Here is a 13,219-nt window from a genome sequence, read left to right as displayed (position 1 = left end):
ATGAGCCCGGCGGAGCCAGGGAGCGTCGTTCGGATCACCCCGGGTCCGAGGTGACCGAACGACACCCCCTAGCCGTCCTTGCGGATGTCACTCCGGTACTGCTCCGCCATCAAACCCCCGGCGGGCAGCGGTGCGAACGACGACTGCTCCTGCCGTACGTCCTTCCGCCCGCCCCCGTCGTCCAGCCCGCGCGCCGGTCCCTGGCACCCCTGCGCCGCCGCGATGCCCAGCGCGACGAGCAGGGTCACCACGACGAACACGAAGAGCCGCTGGCGCAGCAGCCGCGGGTTCGCCGGCCGCCGTCCGGTCCCGGTGGTCCGAGGAGAGGGCCGCCCGGCACCACTGCGGGGCGCGGGCCTGCTGCCGGACCGGCCGGTGTTCCGCGAGGCTGCGGGGCGCGAACCCGACGGCGCCGACCGTGAGCCGCCGTTCGTCCCGCCCGTACGGGAAGAGTTCGTCCCGCCCGTACGCGGCGGATTCGTCCCGCTCGGACGCGGCGGGGGAGTGCCCTGCGGGCGACGCTGGGTGCGCTGCTCGGCGTACTGCTCGGCGAGGCGTCCCGTCGGCCGGTCGGGATCGTTGCGCGGCGCGGGCGGGCGGACATCCGCCAGGCCCTGTGCCTCGCGTGCCGCGATCTCCTTGAGCCGCAAGGACAGTTGGAGCGTGCTGGGCCGCTCCTCGGGGTCCTTCGCCAGGCACGCGCGGACGAGCGGGGCCAACGCGTCCGGAACGCCGTGCAGCTGCGGCTCCTCGTGCACCACTCGGTAGAGCATCACTTCGGAACTGCCCTGCCCGAAGGGCGAGTCGGAGGTCGCCGCGTACGCCAGCGTGGCCCCGAGCGCGAACACGTCCGTGGCCGGGGTCACGGTCGCCCCGCGCACCTGCTCGGGCGCGAGGAAGCCGGGCGAGCCGACAGCCGTACCGACATGGGTGAGCGTCGAGGCTCCCGTGGCCCAGGCGATACCGAAGTCGATGATCCGCGGCCCCTTCGGGGACAGCAGGATGTTGGACGGCTTGAGGTCCCGGTGGACGACACCGGCCTCGTGCACGGCGACGAGCCCCTCGGAGAGCGCGGCACCGACGGCAGCCACGTCGGTGGCCGCCATCGGGCCTTCCTCGGCGACCTTGTCGTGCAGGGAGGGCCCGGGCACGTACTGCGTGGCGAACCACGGCCGCTCCGCCTCGAGATCGGCGGCCACGAGCCGCGCCGTGCATCCGCCCTTGATCCGTCGGGCCGCCGAGACCTCGCGGGCGAACCGCGACCGGAACTCCTGATCCTCCGCCAGATCCGGCCGGATCACCTTCAGCGCGACCCGCTGGCCACGCCGGTCGGAGCCCAGGTAGACCACGCCCATGCCACCCGCGCCGAGCCGCCTGTGAAGCCTGAACGAGCCGACGACACGCGGGTCCTCGCGCCTCAGGCGCATCATCGCCATGTCCATCCCCGCTGCCCGGTCCGTTTGACGAGCCACAGCTTACGTTTCCGCGGCCGGGTGCGCGCAGAGGCCGCGCCCTCGCGGCCCGATCGATTGTCAGTGCCGGGTGGGAAACTTGAAAGGTGGTCAGGGAATGTGCGAACAGGAGGGCTTTGGGCCGCCTGTGATCCCAACCATCCGTCACAGAAGGGGGATTGAACCCGTGAAGGGTGATCGAGTGGAGATAGTCGTGGACGCCGGGGACACGACGCGTACGTACGAGGTGGTGGCGAGCAGGGCGGGCCGCAGGGTGGAGACGGCGGTGCGTCGAGGTGTCGTGGAAGTGAGCGAAGTCACCCGAAGCGGATCAGTGGTGCGCACCGCCCGCTTCATGGCAACACGGGTGCTGGCGCTGGTCGAGCAGCCGGTCCCGAGAGAGGACAGCTCGGAACAGTAGGGGCACATCGGACGCCCCCTCCGGGAAGACCCTGAGACCCAGGTCCTCGTCTCCACCCAGGGGAGTACTCCGCAGGTAATCGCTCATCCTCCGGGAGGCCCGGCAATCGGTACGAGGGCATGACGACCCCACTCCGCCGCGCCCATAGATTTGAGGTCAAGCGGCGGGTGCAGCACTCGTCCCCCGAGGTCAGACACTCGCCGCTGCCAACCACATAGATGCTCGGTCAGGAGAGGGACCATGGCCCACACGGCACCGCGGACGGCGATCCGCACGCAGGGACGCAGGGCGTACACCGCGTACACCGCCGCGTTCGGTGCGCAGCGCCAGGGCCGGCGCCACCCCTTGGTGGCGACAGCGATGGTTCTCCCCCTGGCGGCCCTGCTCGTGGTCGTCTTCGGCGGCTGGGAGTCAGTGGTCACACAAGCGTCGTCCGTGGGCGTGATGCTGGGGCGCTGAGCGGCGCCCCAGGCCCGGAAGAGCGGTCCGGGCGGGGACATCCGGCCATGAAACCCCGTGGGGACGGGGGTGCGGCGGACGGCACAAATGCCCGCGCAGCTGGGGAGCTGCGCGGGCATTATTTTTTTGCCACGGGCTTTTCGCCAGGGGGGATTTGTCACGGGGACGCCGCCGGTCCGAAGGAGACCCTGTGTACGCCCGCCGGGCCGAGCGGCGGGGAAAGCCTGCGTAGGCTCACGAGGAACCGAAAGCACCCCAGGGGGACCCGTGACCGCAGATGTGCTGCCCGCTCTGACCGTCAGGGCGCGAAGCGCGGCCCACCTCGTGACCGCCGCCTGCGCGCACCACGACACAGTCCTCGCCGACCGCCACGACGGCACCGTCGTCCGCCATGGCGACACCGTGGCCAAGGCCCACGCCCCCGGCACGGACCGCGCGGAACTCTCCCTGCGCCTGGCCGTCGCCGCCGACGCGGCAGACACACTCCTCGCCCCGCTCCGGCCCGCCCCGGTCGACCTCCACGGCCGTCTCGTGACCTTCTGGCCGTACGGCACTCCCGTCGACCCGGAAGTGCCCGAGGCCGCCCCCTGGGAGGCGGCCGCCTCCCTCCTCGCCCGCCTCCACCGGACACCCGCGCCGCCCGGCCTGCCGGCCATGCGGGGCCCCGTCAAGGCGGCCCAGGCGATCGCCCGGCTCCGTGCGGCGGGCCCGCACCCCGCCACCGCCCCTGTCCTGCGCGCCTGGGTCACCCTCCCCGCCTGGGCCCGCGCGCAGGCCCCCCTGCCGGACACGACGACGCTCTGCCACGGCGATCTCCACCTCGGCCAGCTCGTTCGCCACCCGGCACCGGCCGGCCCCTGGCTCCTCATCGACGTGGACGACCTCGGCGTGGGCGTGCCGACCTGGGACCTGGCCCGCCCGGCGGCCTGGTACGCCTGCGGTCTGCTCGCGCCCGACGAGTGGACCCGCTTCCTGACCGCCTACCGGTGCGCGGGCGGCCCGGCCGTCCCCGCCGACGGCGACCCCTGGCCCGCCCTGGACGTCGCGGCACGCGCCCTCACGGTGCAGACGGCGGCCCTGGCGATCGCCAAGTCCGTGGCGGCGGGCGTCCCGTTGGACGAGGTGCAGCAGTCCGTGATCGACGCCTGCGACCGAATGGGCACCGTCCCGCCCGATTTGGCGCACGGACCGAGGACGTAGGGTGCAACCGACCGAGGACGGGCAGTGTCTGTCCTGGCGGAAGCAGTACCGACCGGCGAGGAGTTGAGCCGAGCATGCAGTGTCCGAAGTGCCATGCGCCGATGCACACGTACAACCGCAATGGTGTCCAGATCGAGCAGTGCAGCGGCTGCCGCGGGATATTTCTCGACTACGGCGAGCTGGAGTCGCTGACCCGCCTGGAGTCCCAGTGGTCGCAGCCCGCGCCGCCGCCCCCGGGCGCCCCGCAGGCCTACCCGTCCGCTCCCGCGCCCGCCTGGGGCGCCCCGCAGCACGGTGGACACGGCGGTCACTACGGCGGCCACCACCGCCAGAAGAGCTTCGGCCGCATGCTCTTCTCGTCCTGAACGAAAGGGGCCCTTCTGAGCGGAGGGCCCCTTCCTCGTGCCGTCTCGTACGGCCGGGGGAACGACGAAGCCCCCGGCCGTACGAGACGGCCGGGGGCTTCGGCTGGTGCGCGATACTGGGATTGAACCAGTGACCTCTTCCGTGTCAGGGAAGCGCTCTCCCGCTGAGCTAATCGCGCGGGTACGGATCTTCGAGAAGATCCAGTGCGCGATACTGGGATTGAACCAGTGACCTCTTCCGTGTCAGGGAAGCGCTCTCCCGCTGAGCTAATCGCGCGGGTACGGATCTTCGAGAAGATCCAGTGGACGATACTGGGATTGAACCAGTGACCTCTTCCGTGTCAGGGAAGCGCTCTCCCGCTGAGCTAATCGTCCTTGGAGGTGGAGACGGGATTTGAACCCGTGTAGACGGCTTTGCAGGCCGTTGCCTCGCCTCTCGGCCACTCCACCAGGAGTGCGGGGGTTCGGGAAGATCCCCCACTTCCTGCGAGCGGACGACCAGGTTCGAACTGGCGACCTCAACCTTGGCAAGGTTGCGCTCTACCAACTGAGCTACGTCCGCTTGTCGTTTCCGGATCGCTTGCGCGTCCCGGCGACGTGTTGAACTCTAGCGGATTCCCGGGCCAGTACAAAAACGCGTTTGTGCAGCGTGCTGCGGTCTGCCCGCTCAAGGACACGGTCAGGGCACCCGCAGGTCACCCGCCCTAGACTCGACTGCGTGCTCGACCTCCCTCCTCTCGCCCGCTTCGGTGGCCTCGTCGCGACCGGTCTCCTCGACGTCACCAGCGACCCCGCGGCCTTGGACTCCGCCGGCTTCTGGGCCGTGTCCGCCGACTTCGAGGGCCGTCTGGTCTGCGCCCGCTTCGCGGACGTACGCGAGGAGTCCGTGCCCGCGCCGGTGCCCGGGCAGTGGCGCGGGCCCGCGGCCGGTGACTGGAAGTCGTCGCTCGACCGCGCCGCGTACACCGCGGGCGTACGCCGTATCCGCGAGCACATAGCGGCCGGTGAGGTCTACCAGGCGAACCTCTGCCGGGTGCTGTCCGCGCCCCTCGCCCCCGACGCCGATGTGGACGCGCTGACCGCCCTGCTGGCGCGCGGCAATCCGGCGCCGTACGCCGGAACGATTCGCCTGCCCGGCCATGGCGTGGAGATCGCCACCGCGTCCCCGGAACTCTTCCTGCGCCGCACGGGCCGCGTCGTCGAGTCGGGCCCGATCAAGGGCACCGGACGCACCGAGGCGGACCTCCTGGAGAAGGACTACGCCGAGAACGTGATGATCGTGGACCTGGTCCGCAACGACATCGGGCGGGTGTGCGCCGGCGGCACCGTCACCGTCCCCGACCTCTGTGTCGTCGAGAAGCACCCGGGCCTCGTCCACCTCGTCTCCACCGTGCACGGCGAGCTGCGCGCGGACGTGGGATGGCCGGAGCTCCTTGCCGCCGCGTTCCCACCCGGCTCCGTCACCGGCGCGCCCAAATCCAGCGCACTGCGGATCATCGACGCCCTGGAGACCGCGCCCCGCGGCCCCTACTGCGGGGGCATCGGCTGGGTCGATGCCGACCGCAGCACCGGAGAGCTCGCCGTGGGCATCCGCACATTCTGGATCGACCGGACGGAGGGCGTCCTGAGGTTCGGCACCGGCGCCGGCATCACCTGGGGCTCCGATCCCGAGGCGGAGTGGCGGGAGACCGAGCTGAAGGCCTCGAGACTCCTCGCGGTAGCGTCGGGTGCGTACGGAGATGCGTACGAGAGTGGAAGCACGTCGGACGATCGGCCCGGCACGTTCTCGCGAGGTGAAATCCAGTGAAGCTCTGGCTCGACGGCGGGCTGCAGGACATCGAGTCCGCCCGTGTCTCCGTCTTCGACCACGGACTGACCGTGGGCGACGGCATCTTCGAGACCGTGAAGGCGGTGGACGGCCGGCCGTTCGCGCTGACCCGACACCTCGACCGGCTGGCCCGCTCGGCGCGCGGCCTGGGGCTGCCCGAACCCGACCGCGACGAGGTGCGCCACGCCTGTGCCGCCGTCCTGGACGCCAACCCGATGGCGCTCGGCCGGCTGCGGATCACGTACACCGGCGGCCACGGCCCGCTCGGCTCCGACCGTGGCGAGCACGGTCCGACTCTGGTCGTCGCCCTCGGCGAGTCCGCCCGGCGCCCCGACTCCACCGCGGTGATCACCGTGCCGTGGACCCGCAACGAGCGCGGCGCCCTCACCGGCCTCAAGACCACCTCGTACGCCGAGAACGTCGTCGCGCTGGCCCGCGCGCGTGAACAGGGCGCGTCCGAGGCGCTGTTCGCCAACACGGTCGGGCAGCTGTGCGAGGGCACGGGCTCGAACGTCTTCGTCGTCCTCGACGGCGAGATCCACACCCCGCCGGTCGCCTCCGGCTGCCTCGCCGGCATCACACGTGCGCTCACCGTCGAATGGACCGGCGCCAAGGAGACCGACCTGCCGCTCGACGTCCTGGAGCACGCCGAGGAGGTCTTCCTGACGTCCACCCTGCGGGATGTGCAGGGCGTGCACCGGGTCGACGGACGCCAACTCCCGGGCGCGCCGGGCCCGGTGACCGCCAAGGCGATGCGGACCTTCGACGAGCGGGCCGGGAACGACCTCGACCCGTAACCCGTACGCCGTAACCCGCAGAACGGACGCGGTCGGTGGCTCCTGTCGGCAGCCGCCAAATTCGGATGACGACATGCCGCGGGGCGGGTAGAACACCCGTGATGACGACCACCCTGCGGCCGACCGAGCCGCTTCAGCGCGGAGCCGACGGGGCGCTGTCACGCCGCTACCAAGTGTGCGTGAACAGCCGTCCCGTGGGCGGGATACAGCTCTCCACGCACCCAGAGTACGGCCCCACCGTAGCCCGGGTCGGCGAGCTGAGCATCGACGAACCGGACCGCGGGCGGGGCCGGGGCACGGTGGCCGTGCTCGCCGCCGAGGAGGTGGCACGCGGCTGGGGCTGTCGGCGCATGGAGACGGCCGTGCCCGGCGACGCGGAGGCCGCGCTCCGGCTCGCCACGGCGCTCGGCTACGTCCTGAGCAACCGGAACATGACCAAGCGGCTGGACGCCCCCCTGCCCGAACTGCCCGCCGGCAGCGTCGCCCGGCCCATGACCGAGGCCGAGTACGTGCCCTGGCTGGCGCACGAGCGCGAGGAGTTCGCCCGCGTTCTCATCGAGTGGGGCGTGCCCGAGACCGAGGCGTACAGCAAGACCGACCAGGGACACGCCAGGTTCCTCCCGGACGGTCTGGCCAGCGAGAACACGCTGATCAGCGTCCTGGAGCAGGAGGGGGCGCCGGTCGGCACCCTGTGGCTGGGCCTGTGGCCCGAAACGGCGTACGTGCTGGACGTCGAGGTCGACGCGGAGCACCGGGGGCGCGGGCACGGGCGCACCCTGATGCTGCTGGCCGAGGCTCAGGCGGTGGCCGGCGGGAGGGACCGCATCGGCCTCAATGTCTTCGCGGGGAACACCTCGGCGGAGAAGCTCTACGAGTCACTGGGCTACACGACGAGTTCGTACTACCTCTACAAGACTCTGCTCTGAGGGCATGACTCTGCTCTGAGGGCTGAGACAAGTCTCTGCTCCGAGGGCTGCCCCACCCGTAGCCCGGCCCGCTCTTGGGGCTCCGAGGGCTACGCGCCCTCGGCCAGCAGCCGGTCGGTGATTTCCTCGATGCGCTCGCGCAGGCCCTCTTGGCTCTTGCCGCCGTCGAGCCGCTCGCCGTCGATCACGTACGTCGGGGTGCCGGTCACGCCGATGGCCTTGCCCTCGGCCTGGTCGGCGTCGACGATCAGGATGTGCCGGCCGTCGATCAGGGTCGTGTCGAACTCCTCGGCGTCCAGGCCGAGTTCGCGGGCCACCTCGACCAGGAAGGGTTCTCCCTTGCGGTCCAGCTCCTCGACGCGGCCGAGTACCGCCTCGACGTACGGCCAGGCCTGTCCCTGCTCCGCGGCCTCCTCGGCGGCCTGCGCCGCGGCGAAGGCGTGCTTGTGCTTCTCCAGCGGGAAGTGCCGCAGCCGCAGCTCCAGCCGGTCGCCGTAGCGGGCGCGCAGTGCGTGCAGGTCGTCGAGGGCGCGGCGGCAGTCGGGGCACTGGAGTTCGCACCAGACGTCCAGGACGGCGGTGGTGCGGGCGGTGGCGGCGTCGTTCATGGAACCCAGTCTCCCAGTCTCGGCTCCCACGCCCCAACCGGGACCTGGGGAGGACCCCTACCCGGAGATCTCCCTGAGGTCCGCCCGGAGCATGGCATACCGGGCGGGCGGCGGTGCAGGATGGAAGGGACGAACCGACCCTGTGCGACCGAGTTCTGCCCTGGAGGACCGGATGATTGCCGAGACCGTCTGTTCCGCCGTCTCCGCGGCAGGCCTGGGGATCGCCGCGGTCACGGCATACCGCAAGCGCTTCCTCGCCGCCGCCCGTATCGCCGCCTACTCGCTGGTGCCGGTAGGCCTGGTGATGACCGGGGCCGTCGGCTGGGTGGCCGACACCGCGTTCAGTCCGACCGCGTGGGCGGGCTTCGCCGTGCTCGGCGGCGCCTGGCTGCTGTTCATGACAACGCGAGCCGTGGAGCGGCGCGGCGGTGGGACGCGGAAGGAACGCAAGGCGGCCGCCCGGGCCGCCCAGCGCGACGCGGTGGCCCCCGCGTCCTCGGCGCCCTCGCTCGGCCAGGCCTCCCGCCCGGCGTCCCGGCCCGCGACGAAGCCCCCGGCCACCGGTGCCGGGGACGACTTCAGCGACATCGAGGCCATCCTGAAGAAGCACGGCATATGACGGCCTGAAACGACACAGAAGATCATGCGAAGACGCGGAAGTGATCACGTTCGTCACCGCGCATCACGGATATTGGCGAACTACCGGTCATTCCGGGCGCGTTGATCGCGTAGGGGGTGGTGGCTGCGCCATCATCGCCCGCGAGATGCTGGACACAACACAGAGCGACACCGCCGCCCCGCCAGAGGAGCGGCGAGGTTGTCTTTTCGCGCTTTCCCAGCCACCGCTGATGATCTTCCTTGCGGTGATCGGCTGTCTGCTGCTCATGGCTTCGCTGCACGACCTGCTGCTGCTCTGAGCCGTACACGGGGCCCCTGGCGTCACCCGCCGAGGGCTCCGTCAGCCCGCCGCCCGTCCAGCGGCTCAATCGCTCCGCCGCCCGTCCAGCAGCTCAGTCACGCCGTCGCTCGTCCTGCGGCTCAGTCGCTCCGTCGCTCATCCTGTGGCTCAGCCACGCCGCCGCTCGTCCTGTGGCTCCTTCAGCCCGCCGCTTCCTTGCGGCGCGCCCGGTAGGCGGCCACGTGGAGCCGGTTTCCACAGGTCCGACTGTCGCAGTAACGCCGGGAGCGGTTGCGGGAGAGATCCACGAAGGCGCGCCGGCAGTCGGGAGCCTCGCAGCGCCGCAGCCGGTCCTGCTCTCCGGCGACCACGAAGAAAGCCAGCGCCATCCCGCAGTCGGCCGCGAGGTGGTCGGCCACCGAGGCGCCCGGCGCGAAGTAGTGCACATGCCAGTCGTAGCCGTCGTGATCGGTGAGCCGGGGTGTGGTGCCTGCCGCGGCGACCAGTTCGTTGATGAGGGCGGCGGCTGTCCGCGGGTCGTCGGCCGCGAAGATCCCGGCGAACCGGCCGCGGACCTCGCGTACGGCCGCGAGGTCGTGCTCGGACAGCACACCGACATCGCTGATTTCGTGGTTTCGTACGAAATCGGCGAGGGACGCGACATCCGCGAGCCCGTCCGTCGTGTGCTCGTCCGGAGAGGTGTTCACCAGATCCACCACGGTGTCGAGGGCGCACCGGGTGTCGTGGGTGATCAGCACGTTTCGCTCCCTGGCCTGGGGGTCGGGCGGGCGCCCGCCGATGCTGGCCGATGGTAGTGGCTTCCCGGGTCGGGGGAGGGGTGCCGGGCATGCGGACCCGGGGGCCAAGGGCCCGGGTCGTCCCGGATCACGTGCGACGGCGCCGACGCACGTGAACCGCGACCCCGGCCGAAGTCGCCCCGGATCACGTATGCCGACGCCGCCTCCGCGGGAAGTCCGCGGCGACGGCGCCGATGTGCGTGCCTTATGCGGTTGTGCCTCATGAGGTTGAGTCTCATGAGGTTGTACCTGATGCGGTTGTGTTTGATGCGGTTGTGCCATATCTGGTTGTGCCCTATGTGATTGTCTAGGCCCGAGCCGTCTCCCCGAGTGGACGGTGCCGGGCGGCTCTGTGGTGTCTCGCTAGCTCTCGGCCAGGATGTGTGAGAGCTCGGTGTCGAGATCGAAGTGCCGGTGTTCCGTGCCGGGGGGCACGGCGGCGTCCGTTCGCTTCAGGAACGACTCAAGGGCCCGCGCCGGGGCCTCGAGCAGGGCCTCGCCCTCCGGGGAGCTCAGGGCGATGCATACGACGCCCTGACCATGGCTCCGGGACGGCCAGACACGGACGTCGCCGGTACCGGTGGGCCGGTGCAGGCCCTCGGCGAGGAGGTCGCGGGCGAACACCCACTCGACGGTTTCCTCGGCTCCGGTGTGGAAGGTGGCGTGCACGGCGTAGGGATCGGCCGTGTCATACCGCAGTCCTGCGGGAACAGGCAGTGAGGACTCGCTCGACACAACGAGGCGCAGGTGCAGCTCGCAGCTGACCGTGGTGTTCATAAGCGCCAGGGCCTTTCGCTCAGTGTGCGCTCGGGGATTCGCACGTCGGCGAAATCGACATGCCACCTACGGTGCCGTTGTAAACCCCTCTGAGTGTTTTGCGTGCCTTTACGTAACTCATCCGGCCGAGAGCCCCTTCGCCGGATAGGGCCATTCCGGTGACTGGTTTCTCTCCGGTAGGGTATGGCTGTATGAATACGGGGAGTAACGAGCCGGGCGAGGTCGCCATGGCTGCTGACGAGTCGAAGATCGAGCGCGCGCTCGGTTCGCGGGCGCCGGAATTCATCAAGGCGCGTCGCGCGCTGCACATGAGCTGGCAGGTGGGCGTTTTCATCGTGGGGCTCGCGGTCGTCGCCGCGGGCGTGGTCATGCTTCCGCTGCCGGGGCCCGGCTGGCTGGTGATCTTCGGCGGCATGGCGATCTGGGCGACCGAGTTCGTCTGGGCGCAGTTGGTGCTCCGCTGGACGAAACGCAAAGTCACGGAGGCGACACAGCGGGCGCTCGACCCCAAGGTGCGGCGCCGCAACATCATCCTCACGACCGTCGGCCTCGTCATCATCGCGGCCCTCGGTGCCGTCTACCTCTGGAAGTTCGGCCTCGAGATGCCCTGGAACATCAAGGAGTGACGGTGCCCCTTCCGGCGGTGCCCCTTCCGGCGGTGCCCTGAAGGTCCTTCGGCTGGTCGGAGTCCCCCTCTGACATGGGGTAATGTTCTCTCTGCGCCCGGGCGATTAGCTCAGCGGGAGAGCGCTTCGTTCACACCGAAGAAGTCACTGGTTCGATCCCAGTATCGCCCACGTACGCGATTGGCGACCTGGTCCACGGAATGCGTGGATCGGGCCGCCTTCGTCGTTCCCGCACGACCACACCGCGCGCGCCGTGAGCTTCGTCATGGGTGCTGTGCGCCGGGGAGTGGGCTTGGGGTGAGGGCTGGGTGGCATCCCCACCTCGTCGCGCCCACAGCCGACACGGGCAACCGGCAGGAAGCCGAGCCCGAGGCGCGCCCCCTGACGAACACCGCCCGGTGGGTGCACCAGTTCGAGCCGACCCGGCGTGAGGCCCGGCCGGCCCGTCCCCTCACCCTCGGTTAGTGCAATCCCGCTCGCCCTCGCCCCTGTGACGCCAACCCCCTTGGTGCCACGGTTGTTTTCGGCCCGTTCCGTATCCCGCCCGACCCGTCGTTTCCCGTTCGGTGGGTCGACCGCATGCGTCGGACCTGCCCAGTCGGGCGCCCGCGGCGGCGAGGCGTCCCCCGTGAACACCGTCATGCGAGCGAACCGCGTCACATCAAATCCTGTCCGAATCATTGACGCGCCCGAAAGCCCTCCGTAGCTTGTGCCAGCAAGCGCTTACTTGAAACGATTCACGCAGGCGGCAATGACGCTGTGGGGAGGGGGCCCAACCATGGGAACCAGCAGGAATGTTGAGAGGCGAACGATCCTGAAGGTGGCCGGGGCCTCGGCGGCCACGCTGGGGCTGGCCGCGACGACGGGCTGCGGCGGCGACGGCGGTTCGGGCAACGGGAATGTGACACTTCGTTACGCGTGGTGGGGTGGCGAGCCGCGCACCATCGCCATCAAGAAGACGATCGCGCTCTTCGAGAAGAAGTACCCGAAGATTAAGATCAAGCCCGAATTCACCGACTACGAGGCATTTTGGGAGAAGTTCCAGACCCAAGCCTCCGGTGGGAATCCGCCGGACGTTTTCCAGAATGCGGTCGGTTTCCTGCGCAAGTACGACAAGCGCGGTGTTCTGATGGATCTCAAGACGCAGGCGGACGCGGGGAACTTGGGCCTGGAGAACTTCCGCAACGGCGTTCTGGCGAACGGTCAGGTCGACGGCAAGCAGATCGGCATACCCGTCGGCGCCAACACCATGTCGCTCGTCATCGACCTCAAGGCCTTCAAGAAGGCGGGCGTGGAGCCTAAGTTCGGCTGGACCTGGGACGAGTACTTCGACACCCTCCAGACGATCCAGGACAAGCTGAAGATCGCCGGTGACACCGGCTACTTCGCCATCATGTACCTCTACGACCTGTACCTGCGTCAGAACGGAAAGGCCTTCTTCACCGACTCCGATCTCGGCTTCACCGAGGACGATGTGACGCAGTGGTGGGAGGACGGCTACAAGCGCGTGAAGTCCGGGCTCGTCGCCGACCCGAAGAAGATCGAGCAGGTCAAGCCGAAGTCAGGTCTGTCGGCGGGGCTCGCCGCATCCGAGTTCACCTGGGACAACTTCTCCATCCGTTACGCGGGCGAGGGCGAGTCGGACTACGGGCTCGCGCCGATCCCCACCACGGACGGCAAGGACACCGGCCAGTACCTCGGTTCGCTGATGCTCAGCGCCTTCTCCGGGACCAAGCACCCCAAGGAGGCCGCTCAGTTCATCGACTTCATGGTCCACGACCCCGAGGTCGGCGAGATCATGGGCTACGACCGCGGCATCCTCGCCACGACCGAGCAGTACGACGCCTTCAAGCCCACCGACGCCAACAACAAGGGCGTCGCGTCGTACGAGGACGAGGTCGCCGAGGCGGGCGTGCTCGGGAAGATCACCCCGCACCCGTCCGGCGCGGATGTCATCGAGGCGGCGTTCCTGCGCATCGGGGGCGAGGTCGCCCAGGGCAAGACCAAGCCGGCCGACGCCGCTAAGGCGCTGTTCAGCGAGGCCAAGGCCGCGTTCGCGGGCTGAG

Annotated in this window: 16 protein-coding genes and 6 tRNA genes; 13 read left to right on the top strand and 9 right to left on the bottom strand. The window is 69.9% G+C overall.

Going from position 1 to position 13,219, the window contains the following annotated elements; translation table 11 throughout:
- Nucleotides 1-68: 68 nt before the first annotated feature.
- Nucleotides 69-1,442: a serine/threonine-protein kinase gene (locus tag ACX28W_RS02585; protein ID WP_458997264.1), complete on the bottom strand. Its 1,374-nt coding sequence runs from the start codon at nucleotides 1,440-1,442 to the stop codon at nucleotides 69-71.
- A 196-nt stretch (nucleotides 1,443-1,638) separates the two neighbouring features.
- On the opposite strand from ACX28W_RS02585, the gene ACX28W_RS02580 reads away from it, so the two are divergent.
- The 4 genes from ACX28W_RS02580 to ACX28W_RS02565 all read left to right on the top strand — a co-directional run bounded on the left by ACX28W_RS02580 (nucleotide 1,639) and on the right by ACX28W_RS02565 (nucleotide 3,896).
- On the top strand, nucleotides 1,639-1,872 hold the full coding sequence (locus tag ACX28W_RS02580) for a hypothetical protein (protein WP_081223398.1): 234 nt from the start codon (nucleotides 1,639-1,641) through the stop codon (nucleotides 1,870-1,872).
- A 240-nt stretch (nucleotides 1,873-2,112) separates the two neighbouring features.
- Nucleotides 2,113-2,331, top strand: a complete 219-nt coding sequence (locus ACX28W_RS02575) for a hypothetical protein (RefSeq protein ID WP_458997095.1) — start codon at nucleotides 2,113-2,115, stop codon at nucleotides 2,329-2,331.
- A gap of 267 nt (nucleotides 2,332-2,598) precedes the next feature.
- Nucleotides 2,599-3,531 (top strand): phosphotransferase family protein, encoded by a 933-nt coding sequence (locus ACX28W_RS02570; RefSeq protein ID WP_458997094.1) that lies wholly within the window; start codon nucleotides 2,599-2,601, stop codon nucleotides 3,529-3,531.
- Between the two features lie 74 nt (nucleotides 3,532-3,605).
- Nucleotides 3,606-3,896, top strand: a complete 291-nt coding sequence (locus tag ACX28W_RS02565) for a TFIIB-type zinc ribbon-containing protein (RefSeq protein ID WP_458997093.1) — start codon at nucleotides 3,606-3,608, stop codon at nucleotides 3,894-3,896.
- Between the two features lie 104 nt (nucleotides 3,897-4,000).
- Here ACX28W_RS02565 and ACX28W_RS02560 read toward each other — a convergent pair.
- From ACX28W_RS02560 to ACX28W_RS02540, 5 genes are all read right to left on the bottom strand, one after another.
- Nucleotides 4,001-4,075, bottom strand: a tRNA-Val gene (locus ACX28W_RS02560).
- A 26-nt stretch (nucleotides 4,076-4,101) separates the two neighbouring features.
- Nucleotides 4,102-4,173: transfer RNA gene (locus ACX28W_RS02555), tRNA-Val, on the bottom strand.
- Nucleotides 4,174-4,199: 26 nt separating this feature from the next.
- Nucleotides 4,200-4,271 (bottom strand) — tRNA-Val (locus ACX28W_RS02550).
- A 1-nt stretch (nucleotide 4,272) separates the two neighbouring features.
- Nucleotides 4,273-4,346 (bottom strand) — tRNA-Cys (locus ACX28W_RS02545).
- 39 nt (nucleotides 4,347-4,385) lie between these two features.
- A tRNA-Gly gene (locus ACX28W_RS02540) sits at nucleotides 4,386-4,458 on the bottom strand.
- A 156-nt stretch (nucleotides 4,459-4,614) separates the two neighbouring features.
- Between ACX28W_RS02540 and ACX28W_RS02535 the strand changes: the two genes are divergently transcribed.
- From ACX28W_RS02535 to ACX28W_RS02525, 3 genes are all read left to right on the top strand, one after another.
- Nucleotides 4,615-5,703, top strand: a complete 1,089-nt coding sequence (locus ACX28W_RS02535; protein WP_458997092.1) for a chorismate-binding protein — start codon at nucleotides 4,615-4,617, stop codon at nucleotides 5,701-5,703.
- Entirely contained in the window at nucleotides 5,700-6,521 is an 822-nt protein-coding gene (locus ACX28W_RS02530; RefSeq protein ID WP_458997091.1) for an aminotransferase class IV, read from the top strand. The genes ACX28W_RS02535 and ACX28W_RS02530 overlap by 4 nt, the downstream gene beginning before the upstream one ends.
- 101 nt (nucleotides 6,522-6,622) lie before the next feature.
- Nucleotides 6,623-7,447, top strand: coding sequence for a GNAT family N-acetyltransferase (locus ACX28W_RS02525; RefSeq protein WP_458997090.1), 825 nt, complete (start codon nucleotides 6,623-6,625; stop codon nucleotides 7,445-7,447).
- Between the two features lie 89 nt (nucleotides 7,448-7,536).
- Here ACX28W_RS02525 and ACX28W_RS02520 read toward each other — a convergent pair whose 3' ends face one another.
- The gene (locus tag ACX28W_RS02520; protein WP_458997089.1) at nucleotides 7,537-8,055 is read right to left on the bottom strand and encodes a DsbA family protein; all 519 of its coding nucleotides are present in this window, start codon (nucleotides 8,053-8,055) and stop codon (nucleotides 7,537-7,539) included.
- A 172-nt stretch (nucleotides 8,056-8,227) separates the two neighbouring features.
- Between ACX28W_RS02520 and ACX28W_RS02515 the strand changes: the two genes are divergently transcribed.
- Nucleotides 8,228-8,674 (top strand): hypothetical protein, encoded by a 447-nt coding sequence (locus ACX28W_RS02515; RefSeq protein ID WP_458997088.1) that lies wholly within the window; start codon nucleotides 8,228-8,230, stop codon nucleotides 8,672-8,674.
- Nucleotides 8,675-8,714: 40 nt separating this feature from the next.
- Nucleotides 8,715-8,972: a hypothetical protein gene (locus ACX28W_RS02510; RefSeq protein WP_362070112.1), complete on the top strand. Its 258-nt coding sequence runs from the start codon at nucleotides 8,715-8,717 to the stop codon at nucleotides 8,970-8,972.
- 181 nt (nucleotides 8,973-9,153) lie between these two features.
- On the opposite strand, the gene ACX28W_RS02505 is transcribed toward ACX28W_RS02510, so the two are convergent.
- Together ACX28W_RS02505 and ACX28W_RS02500 are read right to left on the bottom strand one after the other, a co-directional pair.
- Nucleotides 9,154-9,711 (bottom strand): CGNR zinc finger domain-containing protein, encoded by a 558-nt coding sequence (locus ACX28W_RS02505; protein WP_458997087.1) that lies wholly within the window; start codon nucleotides 9,709-9,711, stop codon nucleotides 9,154-9,156.
- A gap of 402 nt (nucleotides 9,712-10,113) precedes the next feature.
- Nucleotides 10,114-10,527 carry an SsgA family sporulation/cell division regulator gene (locus tag ACX28W_RS02500; RefSeq protein WP_003959770.1) on the bottom strand — a complete coding sequence of 138 codons (414 nt, stop codon included), beginning with the start codon at nucleotides 10,525-10,527 and terminating at the stop codon, nucleotides 10,114-10,116.
- A 191-nt stretch (nucleotides 10,528-10,718) separates the two neighbouring features.
- On the opposite strand from ACX28W_RS02500, the gene ACX28W_RS02495 reads away from it, so the two are divergent.
- The 4 genes from ACX28W_RS02495 to ACX28W_RS02480 all read left to right on the top strand — a co-directional run bounded on the left by ACX28W_RS02495 (nucleotide 10,719) and on the right by ACX28W_RS02480 (nucleotide 13,218).
- Nucleotides 10,719-11,153 carry a TIGR02611 family protein gene (locus tag ACX28W_RS02495; protein WP_458997086.1) on the top strand — a complete coding sequence of 145 codons (435 nt, stop codon included), beginning with the start codon at nucleotides 10,719-10,721 and terminating at the stop codon, nucleotides 11,151-11,153.
- Between the two features lie 99 nt (nucleotides 11,154-11,252).
- Nucleotides 11,253-11,324: transfer RNA gene (locus tag ACX28W_RS02490), tRNA-Val, on the top strand.
- A 126-nt stretch (nucleotides 11,325-11,450) separates the two neighbouring features.
- On the top strand, nucleotides 11,451-11,618 hold the full coding sequence (locus ACX28W_RS02485) for a hypothetical protein (RefSeq protein ID WP_458997085.1): 168 nt from the start codon (nucleotides 11,451-11,453) through the stop codon (nucleotides 11,616-11,618).
- A gap of 313 nt (nucleotides 11,619-11,931) precedes the next feature.
- Nucleotides 11,932-13,218, top strand: a complete 1,287-nt coding sequence (locus ACX28W_RS02480; protein WP_458997084.1) for an ABC transporter substrate-binding protein — start codon at nucleotides 11,932-11,934, stop codon at nucleotides 13,216-13,218.
- Nucleotide 13,219: the final 1 nt, after the last annotated feature.

The organism is Streptomyces sp. SD15 (genome assembly GCF_054462255.1).
The sequence above is the reverse complement of the archived record's forward strand: the minus strand, read 5'-3'. Positions and strand labels throughout refer to the sequence as shown.

Bases quoted from the DNA above. Each gene is read 5' to 3' on its own strand.
- ACX28W_RS02525 (WP_458997090.1), top strand. From the start codon at position 6,623: ATGACGACCACCCTGCGGCCGACCGAGCCGCTTCAGCGCGGAGCCGAC.
- ACX28W_RS02585 (WP_458997264.1), bottom strand. From the start codon at position 1,442: ATGGACATGGCGATGATGCGCCTGAGGCGCGAGGACCCGCGTGTCGTC.
- ACX28W_RS02565 (WP_458997093.1), top strand. From the start codon at position 3,606: ATGCAGTGTCCGAAGTGCCATGCGCCGATGCACACGTACAACCGCAAT.
- ACX28W_RS02515 (WP_458997088.1), top strand. From the start codon at position 8,228: ATGATTGCCGAGACCGTCTGTTCCGCCGTCTCCGCGGCAGGCCTGGGG.
- ACX28W_RS02480 (WP_458997084.1), top strand. From the start codon at position 11,932: ATGGGAACCAGCAGGAATGTTGAGAGGCGAACGATCCTGAAGGTGGCC.
- ACX28W_RS02495 (WP_458997086.1), top strand. From the start codon at position 10,719: ATGAATACGGGGAGTAACGAGCCGGGCGAGGTCGCCATGGCTGCTGAC.
- ACX28W_RS02500 (WP_003959770.1), bottom strand. From the start codon at position 10,527: ATGAACACCACGGTCAGCTGCGAGCTGCACCTGCGCCTCGTTGTGTCG.
- ACX28W_RS02575 (WP_458997095.1), top strand. From the start codon at position 2,113: ATGGCCCACACGGCACCGCGGACGGCGATCCGCACGCAGGGACGCAGG.
- ACX28W_RS02520 (WP_458997089.1), bottom strand. From the start codon at position 8,055: ATGAACGACGCCGCCACCGCCCGCACCACCGCCGTCCTGGACGTCTGG.